General features: G+C 70.2%; 12 protein-coding genes and 3 pseudogenes. 10 read left to right on the top strand and 5 right to left on the bottom strand.

Features of this window, described 5'->3' with window-relative positions; translation table 11 throughout:
* Positions 1-587 precede the first annotated feature (587 nt).
* Positions 588-977: pseudogene (locus HYE82_RS04910) on the top strand (hypothetical protein); the annotation flags it as partial.
* 78 nt (positions 978-1,055) lie between these two features.
* Positions 1,056-1,544 (top strand): glutathione peroxidase, encoded by a 489-nt coding sequence (locus HYE82_RS04905; RefSeq protein ID WP_179172669.1) that lies wholly within the window; start codon positions 1,056-1,058, stop codon positions 1,542-1,544.
* A gap of 96 nt (positions 1,545-1,640) precedes the next feature.
* Here the strand turns inward: HYE82_RS04905 and HYE82_RS04900 are convergent, their stop codons facing one another.
* Both HYE82_RS04900 and HYE82_RS04895 read right to left on the bottom strand, forming a co-directional pair.
* The gene (locus tag HYE82_RS04900; RefSeq protein WP_179172668.1) at positions 1,641-3,362 is read right to left on the bottom strand and encodes an AMP-binding protein; all 1,722 of its coding nucleotides are present in this window, start codon (positions 3,360-3,362) and stop codon (positions 1,641-1,643) included.
* A gap of 45 nt (positions 3,363-3,407) precedes the next feature.
* Positions 3,408-4,535, bottom strand: a complete 1,128-nt coding sequence (locus HYE82_RS04895) for a winged helix DNA-binding domain-containing protein (RefSeq protein ID WP_179172667.1) — start codon at positions 4,533-4,535, stop codon at positions 3,408-3,410.
* A gap of 101 nt (positions 4,536-4,636) precedes the next feature.
* Between HYE82_RS04895 and HYE82_RS04890 the strand changes: the two genes are divergently transcribed.
* From HYE82_RS04890 to HYE82_RS37690, 3 genes and pseudogenes are all read left to right on the top strand, one after another.
* Positions 4,637-5,764, top strand: a complete 1,128-nt coding sequence (locus HYE82_RS04890; RefSeq protein WP_179172666.1) for a magnesium and cobalt transport protein CorA — start codon at positions 4,637-4,639, stop codon at positions 5,762-5,764.
* A gap of 103 nt (positions 5,765-5,867) precedes the next feature.
* Complete coding sequence (locus tag HYE82_RS04885) at positions 5,868-6,419, top strand: GNAT family N-acetyltransferase (protein ID WP_179172665.1); 552 nt, start codon at positions 5,868-5,870, stop codon at positions 6,417-6,419.
* Positions 6,420-6,653: 234 nt separating this feature from the next.
* Positions 6,654-7,088 (top strand): annotated as a pseudogene (locus HYE82_RS37690) (IS701 family transposase); the annotation flags it as partial.
* Positions 7,089-7,098: 10 nt separating this feature from the next.
* On the opposite strand, the gene HYE82_RS04875 reads toward HYE82_RS37690, so the two are convergent.
* Positions 7,099-7,320, bottom strand: a complete 222-nt coding sequence (locus HYE82_RS04875) for a hypothetical protein (protein WP_256986926.1) — start codon at positions 7,318-7,320, stop codon at positions 7,099-7,101.
* Between the two features lie 220 nt (positions 7,321-7,540).
* Between HYE82_RS04875 and HYE82_RS04870 the strand changes: the two are divergent.
* Positions 7,541-8,540: pseudogene (locus HYE82_RS04870) on the top strand (IS630 family transposase).
* Positions 8,541-8,677: 137 nt separating this feature from the next.
* On the opposite strand, the gene HYE82_RS04865 reads toward HYE82_RS04870, so the two are convergent.
* Positions 8,678-9,028, bottom strand: coding sequence for a DoxX family protein (locus HYE82_RS04865; protein ID WP_179172664.1), 351 nt, complete (start codon positions 9,026-9,028; stop codon positions 8,678-8,680).
* 96 nt (positions 9,029-9,124) lie between these two features.
* Between HYE82_RS04865 and HYE82_RS04860 the strand changes: the two genes are divergently transcribed.
* Complete coding sequence (locus tag HYE82_RS04860; RefSeq protein WP_179172663.1) at positions 9,125-9,556, top strand: helix-turn-helix domain-containing protein; 432 nt, start codon at positions 9,125-9,127, stop codon at positions 9,554-9,556.
* A gap of 469 nt (positions 9,557-10,025) precedes the next feature.
* A complete protein-coding gene (locus HYE82_RS04855) occupies positions 10,026-10,406 on the top strand; it encodes a TipAS antibiotic-recognition domain-containing protein (protein ID WP_179172662.1) in 381 nt (126 codons plus the stop codon).
* A 376-nt stretch (positions 10,407-10,782) separates the two neighbouring features.
* On the opposite strand, the gene HYE82_RS04850 is transcribed toward HYE82_RS04855, so the two are convergent.
* Positions 10,783-11,730 carry a hypothetical protein gene (locus HYE82_RS04850; RefSeq protein ID WP_179172661.1) on the bottom strand — a complete coding sequence of 316 codons (948 nt, stop codon included), beginning with the start codon at positions 11,728-11,730 and terminating at the stop codon, positions 10,783-10,785.
* Between the two features lie 181 nt (positions 11,731-11,911).
* Between HYE82_RS04850 and HYE82_RS04845 the strand changes: the two genes are divergently transcribed.
* Together HYE82_RS04845 and HYE82_RS38860 are read left to right on the top strand one after the other, a co-directional pair.
* Positions 11,912-12,430: a plasmid pRiA4b ORF-3 family protein gene (locus tag HYE82_RS04845; protein ID WP_179172660.1), complete on the top strand. Its 519-nt coding sequence runs from the start codon at positions 11,912-11,914 to the stop codon at positions 12,428-12,430.
* Between the two features lie 380 nt (positions 12,431-12,810).
* The gene (locus tag HYE82_RS38860; RefSeq protein WP_179172659.1) at positions 12,811-14,055 is read left to right on the top strand and encodes an SWIM zinc finger family protein; all 1,245 of its coding nucleotides are present in this window, start codon (positions 12,811-12,813) and stop codon (positions 14,053-14,055) included.
* Positions 14,056-14,864: the final 809 nt, after the last annotated feature.

Raw genomic sequence — 14,864 nt, 5'->3', positions numbered from 1 at the left:
CGTGCGGGACGGTGGTCCGGATTCCGGTGCATCCCTTGGATCCGGTGGGGCTGGAGGAGGCGAGGGGGCTGCTGGGGCGGATGAGGCCGCCTGCGTCGCCAGGGCCGCCGGGGCCTGCCGAAGCATCGGAGGCGGCGGACCGGCAGGCCTCCGGCTTCGACACGGACTTCCGGGGCCCCGGCTCCCGGTCGGCGGACCTCCTCCGACCTGCGGACCTCCGGTCGGGCGACTCCCGAGCGGCGGATTTCCGGTCTGCGGACCACCGGTCAGCGGATCTCCAGTCTGCGGACGGCCGATCGGCCGACTCCCGAGCAACCGACTCCCGGGCCGACTCCCGAGCAGCCGACTCCCGAGCAGCCGACTCCCAGGCGGCGGACACCCGGGCGGCGTCGAACATCCCGGCCGGGGCTCCCGAGGCGGCGACGGCCGGCTCCCCGAACGCCGCCACGTCACCGTCCGCCCCCGGCGCCGACGGCGCCTCCGCCGCCGACGGCTCCCTGTCGGCCGCCCATCCGCTGCGGGCCACCGGCCCGGCGGGCCCGTACCGCCCGCAGCAGCCCGGCGGAGCAGCGCCGGCGCCGCGGGCGCCTCGGCCGCCCTTCCGCCCGATGGCCATCCGCACCGCCCGGGACGCGGTGGCCACGGCCGCGCTCTACCTGCGCTGGCTCGGCTTCCGGGACGTCCGCCAACCCGACGGCCGCCCGATCCCCACGGCAGCCGTGGACCTGCGGGCTCCCGGCCTCGTCGCCCAGGTGGACCCGACCACCGCGCCCGCCGGGCTGCGGGCGGTGGAGTGCGTCTGGCTGAACGGGCTGACGGCCTCGGCGGCCGCCGTCTACTTCGCACTCGCCGGATACACGCAGGAGGCCCGCGCCCGCGCCGACGAGCTGCGGATACCGCTCTTCGTCATGGACCTCACGGGCATGCCCCAGCCGCTCAACGACCCCGCGGACGCACTCGTCGCCGCGGGGGCCTGACCCCGGCCCCCTCCGGCCGGGACGTACGCTCGGAGGCGATATCCGCTGGCCGCGACCTGCCCTGCCGAGGAGAGCCCGATGAGCCTGTACGACATCCCGCTGACCACCCTGTCCGACGAGCCCACCAGCCTCGGTGCCCACAAGGGCAAGGTGATCCTGCTGGTGAACACCGCATCGCAGTGCGGCCTCACCCCGCAGTACTCGGGCCTGGCGCGGCTCCAGTTCAAGTACGAGGAGAAGGGCTTCACCGTCATCGGAGTGCCCTGCAACCAGTTCGGCGAGCAGGAGCCCGGCACCGCCGAGGACATCCGGACGTTCTGCGCGACCGGCTTCGGGGTGACCTTCCCGATGCTGGAGAAGTCCGAGGTCAACGGCGAGAACCGGCACCCGCTGTACCGCGAGCTGGTGAAGACCCCGGACGCGGACGGCGAGGCGGGTGACGTCCAGTGGAACTTCGAGAAGTTCCTGATCTCCCCCGCCGGTGAGGTCGTCGCGCGGTTCCGCCCGCGTACCGAGCCCGAGTCCGACGAGGTCATCGCCGCGATCGAGGCGCACCTGCCGGCGTAGCCGCGTACGCACGCACGCGCTTACGGGCGGGCGGTACCGGCCGCGGCAGGTCCCGCCCGCCGGCCTCAGCCGGGTCGACCTCAGCCCAGCTCGGCCTCAGCCCAGCTCTGCCTCGTCGTACTCCGCTCCCGAGCCCGCCGCGGTCAGCTCCCGCAGCTCCACCCGGCGGATCTTGCCGGACACGGTCTTCGGGAGCTCCGCGAACTCGATGCGGCGGATCCGCTTGTACGGGGAGAGCACCGCGCGGGAGTGCGCGAACAGCGCCCGCGCCGTCTCCGGCCCCGGCTCCCAGCCGGCGGCGAGCGCGACGTACGCCTTCGGCACGGCCAGCCGCAGCGGGTCGGGGGCCGGTACGACGGCGGCCTCCGCCACGGCCTCGTGCTCCAGCAGCGCGCTCTCCAGCTCGAACGGGCTGATCTTGTAGTCGGAGGCCTTGAAGACGTCGTCGGAGCGCCCGACGTAGGTGAGGTAGCCGTCCGCGTCGCGCGCGGCGATGTCGCCCGTGCGGTAGAGCCCGTCCGCCATGGCCTCGGCGGTGCGCTCCTCGTCGTCGCGGTAGCCGGTCATCACCCCGGCCGGGCGCGGGCCGAGGTCCACGCAGACCTCGCCCTCGTCCGGGGAGACCTTGCCGGTGACCGGGTCGAGGAGGACGATCTCGTATCCGGGCGCGGGCCGCCCCATCGAGCCGGGCTTCACCCGCGCCCCGGGGAAGTTGCCGATCTGGAGGGTCGTCTCGGTCTGGCCGAATCCGTCGCGGATGGTGACGCCCCACGCGTCGCGGACCTTCGCGATGACCTCGGGGTTGAGGGGCTCGCCGGCGGCGACCGCCTCGCGCGGCGGGTTGCGCAGCTTCCCCGGATCGGACTGGATCAGCATCCGCCACACGGTGGGCGGGGCGCAGAAGGTGGTCACGCCGTGCCGGTCCATCTCCGCCATCAGCCGCTCCGCGTCGAAGCGGGTGTAGTTGTACACGAAGGCGGTGGCGCCGGCGTTCCACGGGGCGAAGAGGTTGGACCAGGCGTGCTTGGCCCAACCGGGCGAGGCGATGTTGAGGTGCACGTCGCCGGGCTGCAGCCCGAGCCAGTACATGGTGGACAGGTGCCCGATCGGGTACGAGGCGTGGGTGTGCTCGACGAGCTTGGGGCGGGCGGTCGTCCCGGAGGTGAAGTACAGCATCAGCGGGTCGCCGGCGAGGGTCGCGCCGTCCGGGGTGAAGGCCCGGTCGGCCCGGTACATGTCCTCCAGGCGCCGCCAGCCGGTGGGCACCTGCGCTCCCGCGGCGATCCTCGTGTAGTTGCCCGGGACGCCGTCGAACTTGGCGGTGTCCTCGGCGCGCACGATGACGTGGCGTACGCGGCCGCGTTCGATGCGGTCGTGCAGGTCGGCCGGGCCGAGCAGCGGGGTGGCGGGGATGACGACGGCGCGCAGCCGCATCGCACCGAGCATGACCTCCCACAGTTCGCGCTGGTTGCCGAGCATGACGAGGACCCGGTCGCCGGCCGCGACCCCCTGCTCGCGCAGCCAGTTGGCGGCGGAGCAGGAGCGTTCGGACAGCTCCCGGAAGGAGAGGCCGCGGCTCGTGCCGTCCTCCTCGACGATGCGGAGCGCGTCGGCGGTGCCGGCGTCGCCGTGGGCGAGGTGGTCGAACCAGTCCTCGGCCCAGTTGAAGCGCTCGGGCCGCGGCCAGGCGAAGCCGGCGCGGGCGCCCCCGTAGTCCTCGCGGTGGGCGAGGAGGAAGTCCCGCGCGGCACGGAACCCGGCGGCGCCGCCGCCGTTCCCGGCCGCCGCCCCTGCATTCTCGACGGTGTTGTGCGTCATGAGGGGCATCGTGCCGTGCTGGCAGCACGCCCCACCAGAGCCGGGTCAGCCGTGGATTGACCCGAAGCGGACGGAGCCCGCCCCGCCCGCGCCCCCGGCCATGTCGACGAGCATCCGCTCCCCTTCGGCCGCAATGGCGTCCTTCTCCTGCCGGGTGGCCCTTCCGAAGAGTTCGACGGTGAGCCGGCCGGCGTCGTCCAGCCGCCACAGGCCGGCGAGGAACCCGTCGAGGAGGAGCGTGCAATACGCCTGATTGCCCGCCCAGCTACGGCCTTTGAGGTCGGCGGGTACCACTCGCGTACGGTCGGCGTGCGAGAGCAGGAGGTTGTCGAACTCGGGCAGGAAGCGGGGCGGCGCCGGGGTGTCGGCCGGCGGTCGGGGCGCATCGGGCACATCGAACAGCTCGACGCCGTTCTCGTCGCGGAAGACGGACAGCTGCGGCCGCAGCCGCTCGAAGGATTCCCGCAGACGGGTGAGCCCGGCCCACACCTGCATGTCCTTGACGGAGGCGGGCCCGAACGCACGCAGATACCGCACCACGAGCCCGTCCACCCCCGCACCGGACACTTCTGCCTCTGCATCCGACGCTTCGCCGCCGAGCCAGCACCCGACGGTGGTGAGCCGCACCTGCCCGCGGCGCCCCCACACCCCGCGCGGCGTGACCTGCACGAGCGGCAGCCGGCAGCGCGCGGCGACGGACAGCGCCTGCGGCTCGGCATCGGGCCAGTGCTTCAGCAGCTCCTCGCGGATCTCGCCCATGGTGCGCGGCTCGGCCTCGACGAACGCGCGGGCGAGCCCGGTGAGCCGTTCGAGGTCCACGCCGAGGAGGCCCTTGCGGAAGTTCCCCAGCTCCCGGTCGCGGGGGGCCTGGACGAGGGGCCGCAGGGTGAGGGCGTCCGCGGCGGTGTGCGTGTGAATGGTGGAGCGCATGGTGACCATCCGGACCACCCGGCGGGACTCCATCAGCCCGGCGAGCTCATCAGGCCGGAACCCGGCGAGCCGTGCGTGCAGCTGGAAGTACGGGGGCTTCACGTTCTGCGCCTGGAGCCCGAGCAGGTGCGCGACGGCGTCCAACGCGGGCATCTCGGCGCGGCTGAGGAGTAGCTGCCGGGCGAGCGTGGCACGGTTCAGTGAACGGGTGTCGAGTACGCGGTGCGTCGTCCTGGAGGCCATGACAGCAAGCTATCCCCCATGGCGGACAGATCCTGTCCGCAACGACCAGCGATCAAAACCATCCCCTGATGCCGCTGACCCACCCCGGGAGCTGACCCGCGATGCCGGAGCACCCAGACCGCGATCCCCCACCGTCGCCGAAGCGACCGGGGTGGCGCCGCGCCGCGCCCCCGCCCGCCACGCCCCCGGCCGAGACCCCCGTGGACCACCGCAGCGTGATCGACTCCGCGGTGTACCGCGCCGGCAGGCGCGTCGCGTCCCCCACCACCCTCGCAGAAACCTTCCGCCGACTGCGCGAGCAGCCCGGCCGCATGGCCTGGATCGGCCTGCACCGCCCCACCGAAACCGAACTACTGTCCCTAGCCGCCGAGTTCAACCTCCACGAGCTCGCCGTCGAGGACGCCCTCGAAGCCCACCAGCGCCCCAAGCTGGAGCGCTACGGCGACACCCTCTTCGTCGTCCTGCGCGCCGCCCGCTACCTGGACGCCCCGGAGGAGGTCGAGTTCAGCGAGCTCCACATCTTCGTCGGCCCGGACTTCCTGATCACCGTCCGCCACGGCGCCGCCCCCGACCTCCCGGCGGTACGCCGCCGCATGGAGGGGACCCCCGAACTCCTCTCCCTCGGCCCGGAGGCCGCCCTGTACGCCATCCTCGACGCGGTGGTCGACGGCTACGCCCCTGTCGTCGAGGGCGTCCAGAACGACATGGACGAGATCGAGACCGAGGTGTTCCGCGGCGACCCGGAGGTCTCCCGCCGCATCTACGAACTCTCCCGCGAGATGGTCGAGTTCCAGCGCGCCACCCGCCCCCTGGTGGCCATGCTCCACGGCCTGATGGCCGGCTTCGCGAAGTACGGCACGGACGAGGAGCTCCAGCGCTACCTCCGCGACGTGGCCGACCACGTCACCCACACCAGCGAACGCGTCGACGGCTTCCGCCAGGCACTCACGGACATCCTCACGGTCAACGCGACCCTGGTCTCCCAACAACAGAACGCCGAGATGCGAGCCCTGGCCGAAGCCGGCTTCGAACAAAACGAGGAGATCAAGAAGATCTCAAGTTGGGCGGCAATTCTGTTTGCACCCACACTCGTTGGCACTATCTATGGCATGAACTTCGAAGCCATGCCGGAACTGCGCTGGGCGCTCGGATACCCATTCGCAGTTGCCCTGATGGCGGCAGTTTGCATCAGTTTGTACCTCATCTTCAAACGTCGGGACTGGCTCTAGACCAAGCAACTAATACTCCAGTCGTAGATCGTTATGTGCCCTGGCCTTGGAGCTGTCTGCAAAACCAGGTGGCCTCAGCGGACCATCTGGGTAAGGTCGGGAAATGCCCAAGCTGAAGCGGCTGCATGCTGGCCATGCCCCGGCGGTCCTGGCCTTCGAGCTGGCGAACCGCGCCTACTTCGCTGCCTCGGTCCCGGACCGCGGCGACGACTTCTTCGACCGGTTCGCCGATCGGTACAACGCCTTGCTGACCGAGCAGGAGGCCGGAATCTGCGCCTTCCACGTACTCGTCGCCGAGGACGGCTCGGTACTCGGCAGGTTCAATCTGGTCGGTATCGAGGACCACACTGCGGAACTCGGCTACCGGGTCGCGCAGCACATCGCCGGCCGCGGCGTCGCGACCGCGACCGTCCGGGAGCTGTGCCGGCTGGCGGCGGCCCGACACGGGCTGCGCACGCTGAGGGCAGCCACGGCCCGCCAGAATGCCGCGTCTCAGAAGGTGCTGGCCAAAGCAGGGTTCGTCCCTGTCGGCCCGGCCGAACCGGCCCACCTCGGCGGTGAGCCAGGCACCTGGTATCAGCGCGACCTGGTGATCCAGCCATACAGCGCGATCTTGCCTGAGGACCGGCTGCGGGAAAGCCGCGGCCACCGCTGATCATCGGTGTGTGAAGACTGACGAGCTCGCGGTGGCCGCTGGTCACAGCGTAGACCCTGCCTGCCGGCAGGAGGCGTTCGAGGGCCGGATGGGCCGGACAGCGGGCCGGTTCGCGCGGGTCGAGCCCCGGCGCCGGGTGCGCGGAGTGGGCCGGGGAGACCAGCCCGGACGGCATGCAGCACCTGATCGGCCGGGCCACGTGGGACGCCGACGCCGTGCGTGATGATGTGCGGGATGATCCGCCGCAACCGCACCACCGGTGAACTGGCCTACTACCGCTGCTGGTCGCCGGCCCCGGTGCCGCCGGCCACGCTGGTGCGCGTCGCCGGGTCGAGATGGCGGGTGGAGGAGACTTTCCGGGCAGGAAAGGGCCTGGCCGGACTGGACGAACACCAAGTCCGCCGCTTCACCTCGTGGTCCCGCTGGGTCACCCTGGCCATGCTCGCTCACGCCTTCCTCGCTGTCGTCCGTGCTGACGAACACGCCCGCCATCCCGCCTCGGACGGACTGATCCCGCTCACCTGCAACGAGATCCAGCGGCTGTTCACAGCAATCGTCCGGCCCATGTGCGCCGTGACTCACCGGCTCGGCTGGTCCGCCTGGCGACGCCGCCATCAGGCCCGAGCCAGGGCCAGCCACTACCGCCGACAGGCCGCGAATCAGACATGAAGATCACGATCTACGACTGGAGTACTAACCACATCGCCCGCCTATTGGATTTGCATCTGTACCAGGACACAGAGATGCCCTCACGCCGCTTGAGGGAACCGGCGAGGGTCCGTGTCGACCAGTGCGTCAGACCGGTGCCGGCCGGCGGATTCGTTTTCGTCAGCGCGATCACCCGGCCCCGCGTGCACGATGGCACCTGCTCGCGTCCACGCCCGGGTTTCCTGCCCGTCAGACCGGCAAGCCCGCACGTGGCGTACCGGCCCGCACATCGACGGGCTCGCGACCGGCGAGCATCATTCCCTGCAGCAGTACGCGCACGACGGGTTCCTCACGGGACGGCCAAGCGGCCTATTGATCCGAAACGGTTTGGGTTCTGGGTCGTTGAGCTGGGTGTGAGCGATCTGGTGGGGGACGCGCGGCATCTGTCGCCGTCGGCGCAGGAGGCCGTGCGACTGCGGGCGGTGGCCGCGTTGGTGGCGGGGCGGGTCCGTGAGGACGTGGCGGCGGTGTTCGGGGTGTCGCTGAAGGCCGTCGACGGGTGGTGGGCGAAGTGGCTGGCCGGTGGCCGGGAGGCGCTGGTCATGCAGCCGCGGGGCAAGCCGATCGGGGTGCACCAGGTGCTCGGGGAGACCGAGCAGGCCGCCGTGCGGCAGGCGATCCTAGATCACCGGCCCTGTGACGTGGGCCTGAGCGGACAGCTGTGGACGCGGCGACTGGTGGGCGAGCTGATCGTGAAGCTGTACCGGGTGCGGCTGACCGAACCGGGAGTGGGCAAGTACCTGAAGCGGTGGGGTCTGTCCTTCCAGCGGCCGGACAAGCGTGCCGTCGAGCAGGACCCGCGGGCCGTGCATCGCTGGCACGAGGAGACCTGGCCAGCGATCCGGGCGAAGGCGAGGAAGGACGGAGGTGAGGTTTTCTTCGCCGACCAGGTCGGCATCCGCTCCGACCAGGTCACCGGCCGCACCTGGGGCGAGAAGGGCAGGACGCCCGTGGTGCGCAGGAGCGGAAACCGGTTCTCGGTCAACGCGATGTCGGCGATCAGCACCAGGGGCCGGATGCACTTCATGGTCTTCACCGGGCACTTCACCGCCGAGCTGATGTGCCGCTTCCTTCAGCGGCTCGCTGGCCACTTCGGCCATAAGGTCCACCTCGTGGTCGACGGGCACCCCGCTCACCGCTCCAGGAAGGTCCGCAACTGGCTCTCCGCCCACCCCGACGACATCGAGCTGCACTTCCTGCCCCCGTATTCGCCCGAGCTCAACCCCGACGAGCTGGTCAACGCCGACCTCAAGCACAGCCTGCCCAAGCAGCACCGCGCCCGGAACCAGGCCGAACTCGCCGCCGAGACCCGCCGCTTCTTCCGCAAACATCAGCGTCAGCCACACATCATCCGCGGCTTTCGGCGGCCCCCACGTCCGCTACGTCCTGGACGGGGACCCCATGAGTTTCTGATCAGTACGCTGTGGCCCACGGCCACCGGCTGATCTTCGTTTGTCGACACAACTCACGATGATCAACGGTGGCCGTCCTCATCGGAGACCGACCTCACCCAGCACGATCAAGGCCAGCGTCATACCGGCTGTCCGCTGTCAGGGGGTGGCAGCACGCAGCATGATCAGGGCGACGGAGGCCATAGTGAGGACCACCGCCGGAGACGCGCCCTTGCGGTCGCCGACGCGCAGGTGGAAGGCGACCGCGCCGGCGAAATAGAGCGTCAGGCCGATCGCGGCGGCGATTCCGATGGGTCCCCACCAGAGCCCGGCGATCACACCGGCCGCGCCCGCGATCTGAGCGCCGATCAGGAAAGCCATCATGCTCTGCGGCACTCCGAGGGTGGACATCTGCTCGGTGATGTGCCGCGTCCGCAGCGACTTGGCCCCGGCCGATACCAGGAGAAGCGCCGACATGAACACGGTGACGACGGCAAGGGAGACGAACATGGCTGAAACCTCAATCGTGCGAGATGCGAGTAAGGGGGCGTGCGCACCTCGACGACGATAGGCGGCTGTCAGGTACCTCCAGGTAACCTTCGGGGCATGAGCCTGCGACCCGGAGTTGCCTTCCTCGCCGACTGTCCTGCTCTCCTGGCCATGGAGATCATCGCCAGTAAGTGGTCCATGGTCACGCTCTTCGCGCTGACTGACGGCCCGTTGCGCCACGGCGAGCTGGTCGAGCTGAGCGGTGGCATTTCGCGCAAGGTACTGACCCAGACGTTGCGCCGGCTCCAAGCCAACGGGCTCGTCGAGCGGCGCGCGTACGCCGAGGCGCCGCCGCGCGTGGAGTACGGCCTGACCGATCTCGGGCGAACCCTGGAGGAGCCCATCAGGATGCTCACCGCATGGGCGCGGGAGAACGGCGAGGCGGTCGTCACCTTCCGGGAAGCAGCCGAGGCGGCCAGGACCATCGAGGCGGATCAGGCGACCCCGGTGAAGACCCCTCATGTCAATGAGAACCCGAGCCGTTTCTGATCAATAGATGGTGAGCCTCGGTCGCGTGCCCTGGGCCAGCCAGCGATGTACGGCCTGCTCGTTGCGCGTGACGACCTGCTGGTACACCACTGCAGGGGATGGCGAGGTTCCGCAGGGGACTCGATCCTCCAGTGGCCGCGGACCGGCTTCGCAAGCCGGGCCGGGGCGGCCTGGTGGGTAGTGAGACTCGTGACCGCGTAGACAGGATGGCTTGGCGGGCGCCGGGGAACAGCAGGTTGCTCACGGTGGCGACCTTGATCCGGCGGATCTCGCAGCGCCCGTGGCCGGTCTCCTTCGTCCGGCCCAGGAGCGGGACATCCCGCCAGGGAAGCGACTTGAGCTGCATCCGGAGACTCTTCTGGCTGCCCTTGACGAATCGACTGAGCCGCTCAAATAAATAGCTTGCCGATCCGGTGGGCCTGTGCCACTGTTCCGCCTGGATCGACAGCCGGACAAGAGAATTGGTGCCATGGGGAATCAGTACGAGGAAGAGTGTCGTCGGTCGTTGGCCGAAGAGCAGGCGAAGAGCCTTTCCGAGACCAACAACTGGGAGCACGTCGACAGGTCTCGGGTCCACCAGGACTGGGACGTGCTGTACCGGGAGATCGCGGCCTGCCTGGACGGCTCCCTGCCCGGGGATCCCCAGATCCAGGAGCTCGTCGGCCGGCATTTCGACATAGCCTGCCGATTTTACGCCCCCAGCAGGCAAGCGTACGCCGGAATGGCACTCTTCTATGCGGAAGACGACGCCATGAGGGAGTTTCACAACTCCTACCATCCCAGGATGGTGGAATTCCTGGGTGAGGCGATGAGGATATTCGCCGAACGGGGAGTCGGCTTCACCTCGTAGCACTCCAGCTGCAGATCGCGATCTCGCCGGTTGGGGACGGTGCAGGGCGGCGGCGTCCAGAGGATCTGTCCGCGGCCCCTGACGATCTGTCGAGCGGACAGCCCTGGGGACGAGACATGCCACGGCTTCCACGATCATGGAGTTCTCGACGCCCCGTGACCCGAGTGGAAGACCGTGCCTACCGACGCATCATCACCGATCCCGCCTGGTCTCGACCAGCTCCGCGAGCGTCCCGAACCTCGACCTGAGGAGATCCTGAGGGTGCTGGAGCGGCTGACCGAGGTACGACATCAGGTGACTACGTCGAAAGCCCTGTACAGCGCCGTGCGGTCGCGCGGCCGGGACAGGCGGCAGAACGGGTACGCACGGGAGATCCTCAGTCGATGGTGAAGCCCCAGAAGATGCCGACTTCCGTGGCGGAGACAGTGATTACACCACAATCCATTACGTGGCTGGTGAAGCCTTCATAGGCACCCTCGCGACGAAACATATCGGCATGGGGATTCTCTCGCGCCGTCGCCGCATTGGTAAAAAACAGCGCGTCTTCTCCGAATCTTTCCAGGATCGTTCTCGCGTGCGAGGTCAGTTCGGCCTCTCGCGCATCAAAATCCGGAATGTCCTCTGTTTGGAACCACTCACTCTGGAGTGTGACCAGGATTTGTTCGGCACCTCTCCTGGACACAGGGAAGGCCGCGCTGAAGTCTCCTGGCGTGACGGCACTGAACGGGCTGTCCGGGCCGGTGCCGTAATCGCCCCCTCCCGCTGCCACGGCAACCTTCGACCAGCCACGCGGATCGTCCGTCCGCAGGTGCATCACGTCGAGGGCATCCAGGCGCCAGTCATCGCGCCGCCGCGCCCCCACGGCCGCGAACACGTCCTCCCCGAAAAGGGCCCGCAGGGAACGGCTCCACGAGGTGGCGGCAATCTGAGTCACAGGCCTCACCTCAGTTCTCCAAGTGCGTACTACGGGTGCAACGACGAACGGCGGGTGGCTCCCCGGGTTGGGGCTGCGAACGACCCACACATTGGTCACGTCACGCGCGGCGGTTTCGCCCCGGTCCCACGACCCTCCCACGACGTCGTTCGTCGTCAGGAGGAGTGAGCGTGACGAGTTGGGTCCAGCGATCGCCGGGACTCCGGCCTCCACCGCTCCCAGTGCCATCTGGAAGATGTCCTGGCTCTGGTCGATGTCCGTCCGCTTGAGGTCCGTCACGGGCCCGTGGTTCGGCGGCGTGTCGATCACGGTCGGCGGTGGCTGGGTCTGGGCCGGGGCGCCCGAGGGGGCCGTGGCGGCGGCCGTCGTCGCTTGGTCGTTCGCGGTCACGGCTCCCGAGCGCCTGTGCCGCCCCGCGAAAGGGCGCGGGGCGGAGGATAGCCACTGCGGGCGGCGTCCGGACCGTGTGTTCCCGGAAGGACGGTGGCCGCCGCGACTCTTTTTGGGCCGGGCACACCGGCAGCGTCATGATGGGGCCGTTCGAGTGGCCCCGGTGCGGTAGGAGCAGCAGATGCAGCGAGACGGGAAGACGGCCCCGTCCGATCTCCAGCTGAAGATCGTGCTGCACGGCACAAGACCGCCCCTGTGGCGGCGCCTCGTGCTGCCGTCCGACACCTCGCTCGGGACGCTGCACGACGCCATCCAGGTCGCCTTCGGATGGCACGGTGGCCATCTGCACCTCTTCACCGACGAGTTCGGCCGGGGGTACGGCGATGCGGCCCGACTCACCGGCATGGATCTCGGCTTCGGCCACGGGGTCGGCGACGAGGACGTCATCGCGCTCGGCGACGTGCTGGCCGAGGAGAAGGAACGGCTGCGCTGCGTCTACGACTTCGGCGACGGCTGGGAACACCGGATCACGCTGGAGAAGACACTGCCCCGCCCGGCCGGCACGGAGCGGACGGTGCGCTGCGTCGGCGGGCGTCGCGCCGACGTGCCGGCCGAGGACATCGGCGGCGTGTGGGGGCTGGCCGAGGTGCTGGAGTGTCTCGCCACCCCGGGCGGGGCCGGGGACGGCCCGTACGGCTGACGCCGGACACCGTGTCCGGCAATGCGAAGCCGCTGACCGGCGACGGGGCCGGGCGCGGCGGTGTCCGTCGGCTGACCGCCGAGGACGTGGCGTTGTGTACCTGCGGGCAGTGCAGGGTGGTCGATCCGATCGATTCCGGAGTCGACGGACCGGCCGAGGACGTGCCTGTGCTGCGCCCGGTGACGCTGGCTCCGCGGGAGGAGCTTGTCGCCGCTGTGCGGGGTGTTCCGCTCTTCGACGCTGCGCTGCGGCTCGCCGTCTGGTGCCGCGAGGGACGGCAGGTCACCGCCGGCCGGGTGCTTCGGCCCGCGCTCGCCCGTGAGGCCGTCGAGACTGTCCGACGCCGATCTCGCCGAACTCGTCGCCCTGAGGAGGCAGGCATGACACCCTCGACCCCCGGCCCGCGCCGCACGCCCGCCCGCGGCAGGCGTGCTTTCGCCGCGACCTGGTGGGGGCAGGCATGGGTGACGGCCCTGGAGGACTCCACCTTGGACGCGGGGCGCCTGTCCCGGGGACGTACCTACGCCCGCCAGGGCATGGTGGGCCCGACCACCATCGCCCTCGGCAAGGTCGAAGCCGCCGTCCGGGGCAGCAGGCCCCGCCCCTACCGATCCGCCGTCCACCTGCCCGTCCTCACCGACGCCCAGTGGGACACCCTGCTCGACACCATCGCGGCCCGGGCCGGACATCTCGCCGCGCTCCTCGACGGCGAGATGACCGCCGAACTCGTCGACGACGCCCGCCACGCCGGCGTCCCCCTGCTACCGCAGCCCACCGAACTCGACCCCGAATGCTCCTGCCCCGACTGGGGCTACCCCTGCAAACACGCCGCCGCGCTCTGCTACGCCATCGCCTCCACCATCGACGCCGACCCCTTCGTGGTATTCGCCCTGCGCGGCCTCGGACGCGAGGAGGTCCTCGCCCGGCTGCGCGCCCGCCGTACGGCCGCACAAGCGGCCTCCACGCCACCGGCCGCAGCCGGCCTCCCGGCCGTCGGCGCCTACGCGGCCTGGGCCGCCCTGGCCGAACACACGCCGCCCCTTCCAGAGCTCCCCGAACCGGCCCCCCACACCGCCGCACTTCCCGCCGCCCCGCCACCCGGCACCGGTCTGTCCACCGCGGACCTCGAACGCCTCATGACGGACACCGCCGTACGCGCTGCCCGGCTGCTCACGGGCGACACGACCAGCCTGCACCTGACCCAGCGGGAGGACGCGGCCCGGATCGCCGCGACCGACTGCGGACTGGAGTGGTTCCACCGCCTGGTCCAGAACACCGGTGGCGAACCGACCGCGTTCGTCCGCCTCACCCGCGCCTGGCGGTATGGCAGCCCGACCGGCATCACCGTCGCCGAACAGCCCCACACCCCCGACCCGGCGGCGATGACAGCAGCCCGCAGCGCCCTGACCGAGGCCCTCATCGAAATGACCACCACCCCGGTCGCGCTCAGGGCTTGGCGCAACCGCCTCACTCTCACCGGCCACGGCATCCAGGTGCGCCTGGGCCTCGACACCCGCTGGTACCCCTACCTCCAGGATGACCACGGCGGCTGGTGGCCTGCCGCGCCGCCCGACAGCAACCCCGTCACGGCGCTCACCTCCGTCTGGCAGCAGACCGCGAGGTGACACGTACGCCGGGCCCGTGAGTCGCCTCCTCAGCCCTCACGCAGCCGCCTCGACCGTGCGAAGCGGCATGGACTTCGAGGGCGTACCGGAGTTGAAATGGGCGGCGGGCTGCCTTTTCGCCGTCCTCCTCATGGCAGTCGTCTGCACCGGCCTCTACATCGTCTTGAGAAGCGCGACCGGCTGTAGGCAGGAAAGCTGATCCATTGATCGGCGAATTCCGCGGTGCACGCGGTGGTCGCCCTCCCCTCCGGCCGCGGTGACCGCTTCCGGGTTCGCCCGATCGCTGGAGGACCAGCGAATACCTCACCGCCTGGCGAGCTGCCTCAAAACTCCCGGTCGACCGCCGTCAGCGTGTTTCCGCTGCCGGGAGCGGCGGTGACTGGATCGTGAAACTTCCTGCCGAGCGTTTCCCTGCGGTTCCCGCCGACGAATTCGCCGTGCTGCGCCGGGCGGCCCTGGCGGGAATTTGAAGTACCCGAAGTGTTTCTCGTGCGGAGCCGCTGCGGGTGAGACCGGTGAGGCGGCTCGGTGGGAGCGGCCGCGGGGCTCGGGTGAGCGGGAGGACGACGCCATGGGGTGCTGCGCCGGGGCGGCTGCGGAGCCGGTGGAGGGCGGTGATCCGCGAGTGCGGCACCACGCAGGGAGACATTGGCCGAAAGTGTGTACCGGCCTGGGACGCGTGCTGCGGTTTTGTGAACGGAGCGTGTCCTGGAGCCGGAGAATTGGCCGAAACAGTGTCCTCATCCAGCCGGCGCTCGCACCCGGGGCGGGGCGCCGTGCGGCTCTGCGGGAAGCGCTCAAATCCGGGG

Source organism: Streptomyces sp. BR123 (assembly GCF_013401435.1).
Classification (GTDB): domain Bacteria; phylum Actinomycetota; class Actinomycetes; order Streptomycetales; family Streptomycetaceae; genus Streptomyces.
Note: the sequence above shows the minus strand (reverse complement) of the source record. Positions and strands in the feature narration are given on the sequence as shown.

Excerpts from the sequence above, each read along its gene's own strand:
- HYE82_RS04865 (WP_179172664.1), bottom strand. The coding sequence starts at position 9,028 with ATGTTCGTCTCCCTTGCCGTCGTCACCGTGTTCATGTCGGCGCTTCTC.
- HYE82_RS04890 (WP_179172666.1), top strand. The coding sequence starts at position 4,637 with ATGCCGGAGCACCCAGACCGCGATCCCCCACCGTCGCCGAAGCGACCG.
- HYE82_RS04845 (WP_179172660.1), top strand. The coding sequence starts at position 11,912 with ATGCAGCGAGACGGGAAGACGGCCCCGTCCGATCTCCAGCTGAAGATC.
- HYE82_RS04855 (WP_179172662.1), top strand. The coding sequence starts at position 10,026 with ATGGGGAATCAGTACGAGGAAGAGTGTCGTCGGTCGTTGGCCGAAGAG.
- HYE82_RS04905 (WP_179172669.1), top strand. The coding sequence starts at position 1,056 with ATGAGCCTGTACGACATCCCGCTGACCACCCTGTCCGACGAGCCCACC.
- HYE82_RS04900 (WP_179172668.1), bottom strand. The coding sequence starts at position 3,362 with ATGACGCACAACACCGTCGAGAATGCAGGGGCGGCGGCCGGGAACGGC.
- HYE82_RS38860 (WP_179172659.1), top strand. The coding sequence starts at position 12,811 with ATGACACCCTCGACCCCCGGCCCGCGCCGCACGCCCGCCCGCGGCAGG.
- HYE82_RS04860 (WP_179172663.1), top strand. The coding sequence starts at position 9,125 with ATGAGCCTGCGACCCGGAGTTGCCTTCCTCGCCGACTGTCCTGCTCTC.
- HYE82_RS04895 (WP_179172667.1), bottom strand. The coding sequence starts at position 4,535 with ATGGCCTCCAGGACGACGCACCGCGTACTCGACACCCGTTCACTGAAC.
- HYE82_RS04885 (WP_179172665.1), top strand. The coding sequence starts at position 5,868 with ATGCCCAAGCTGAAGCGGCTGCATGCTGGCCATGCCCCGGCGGTCCTG.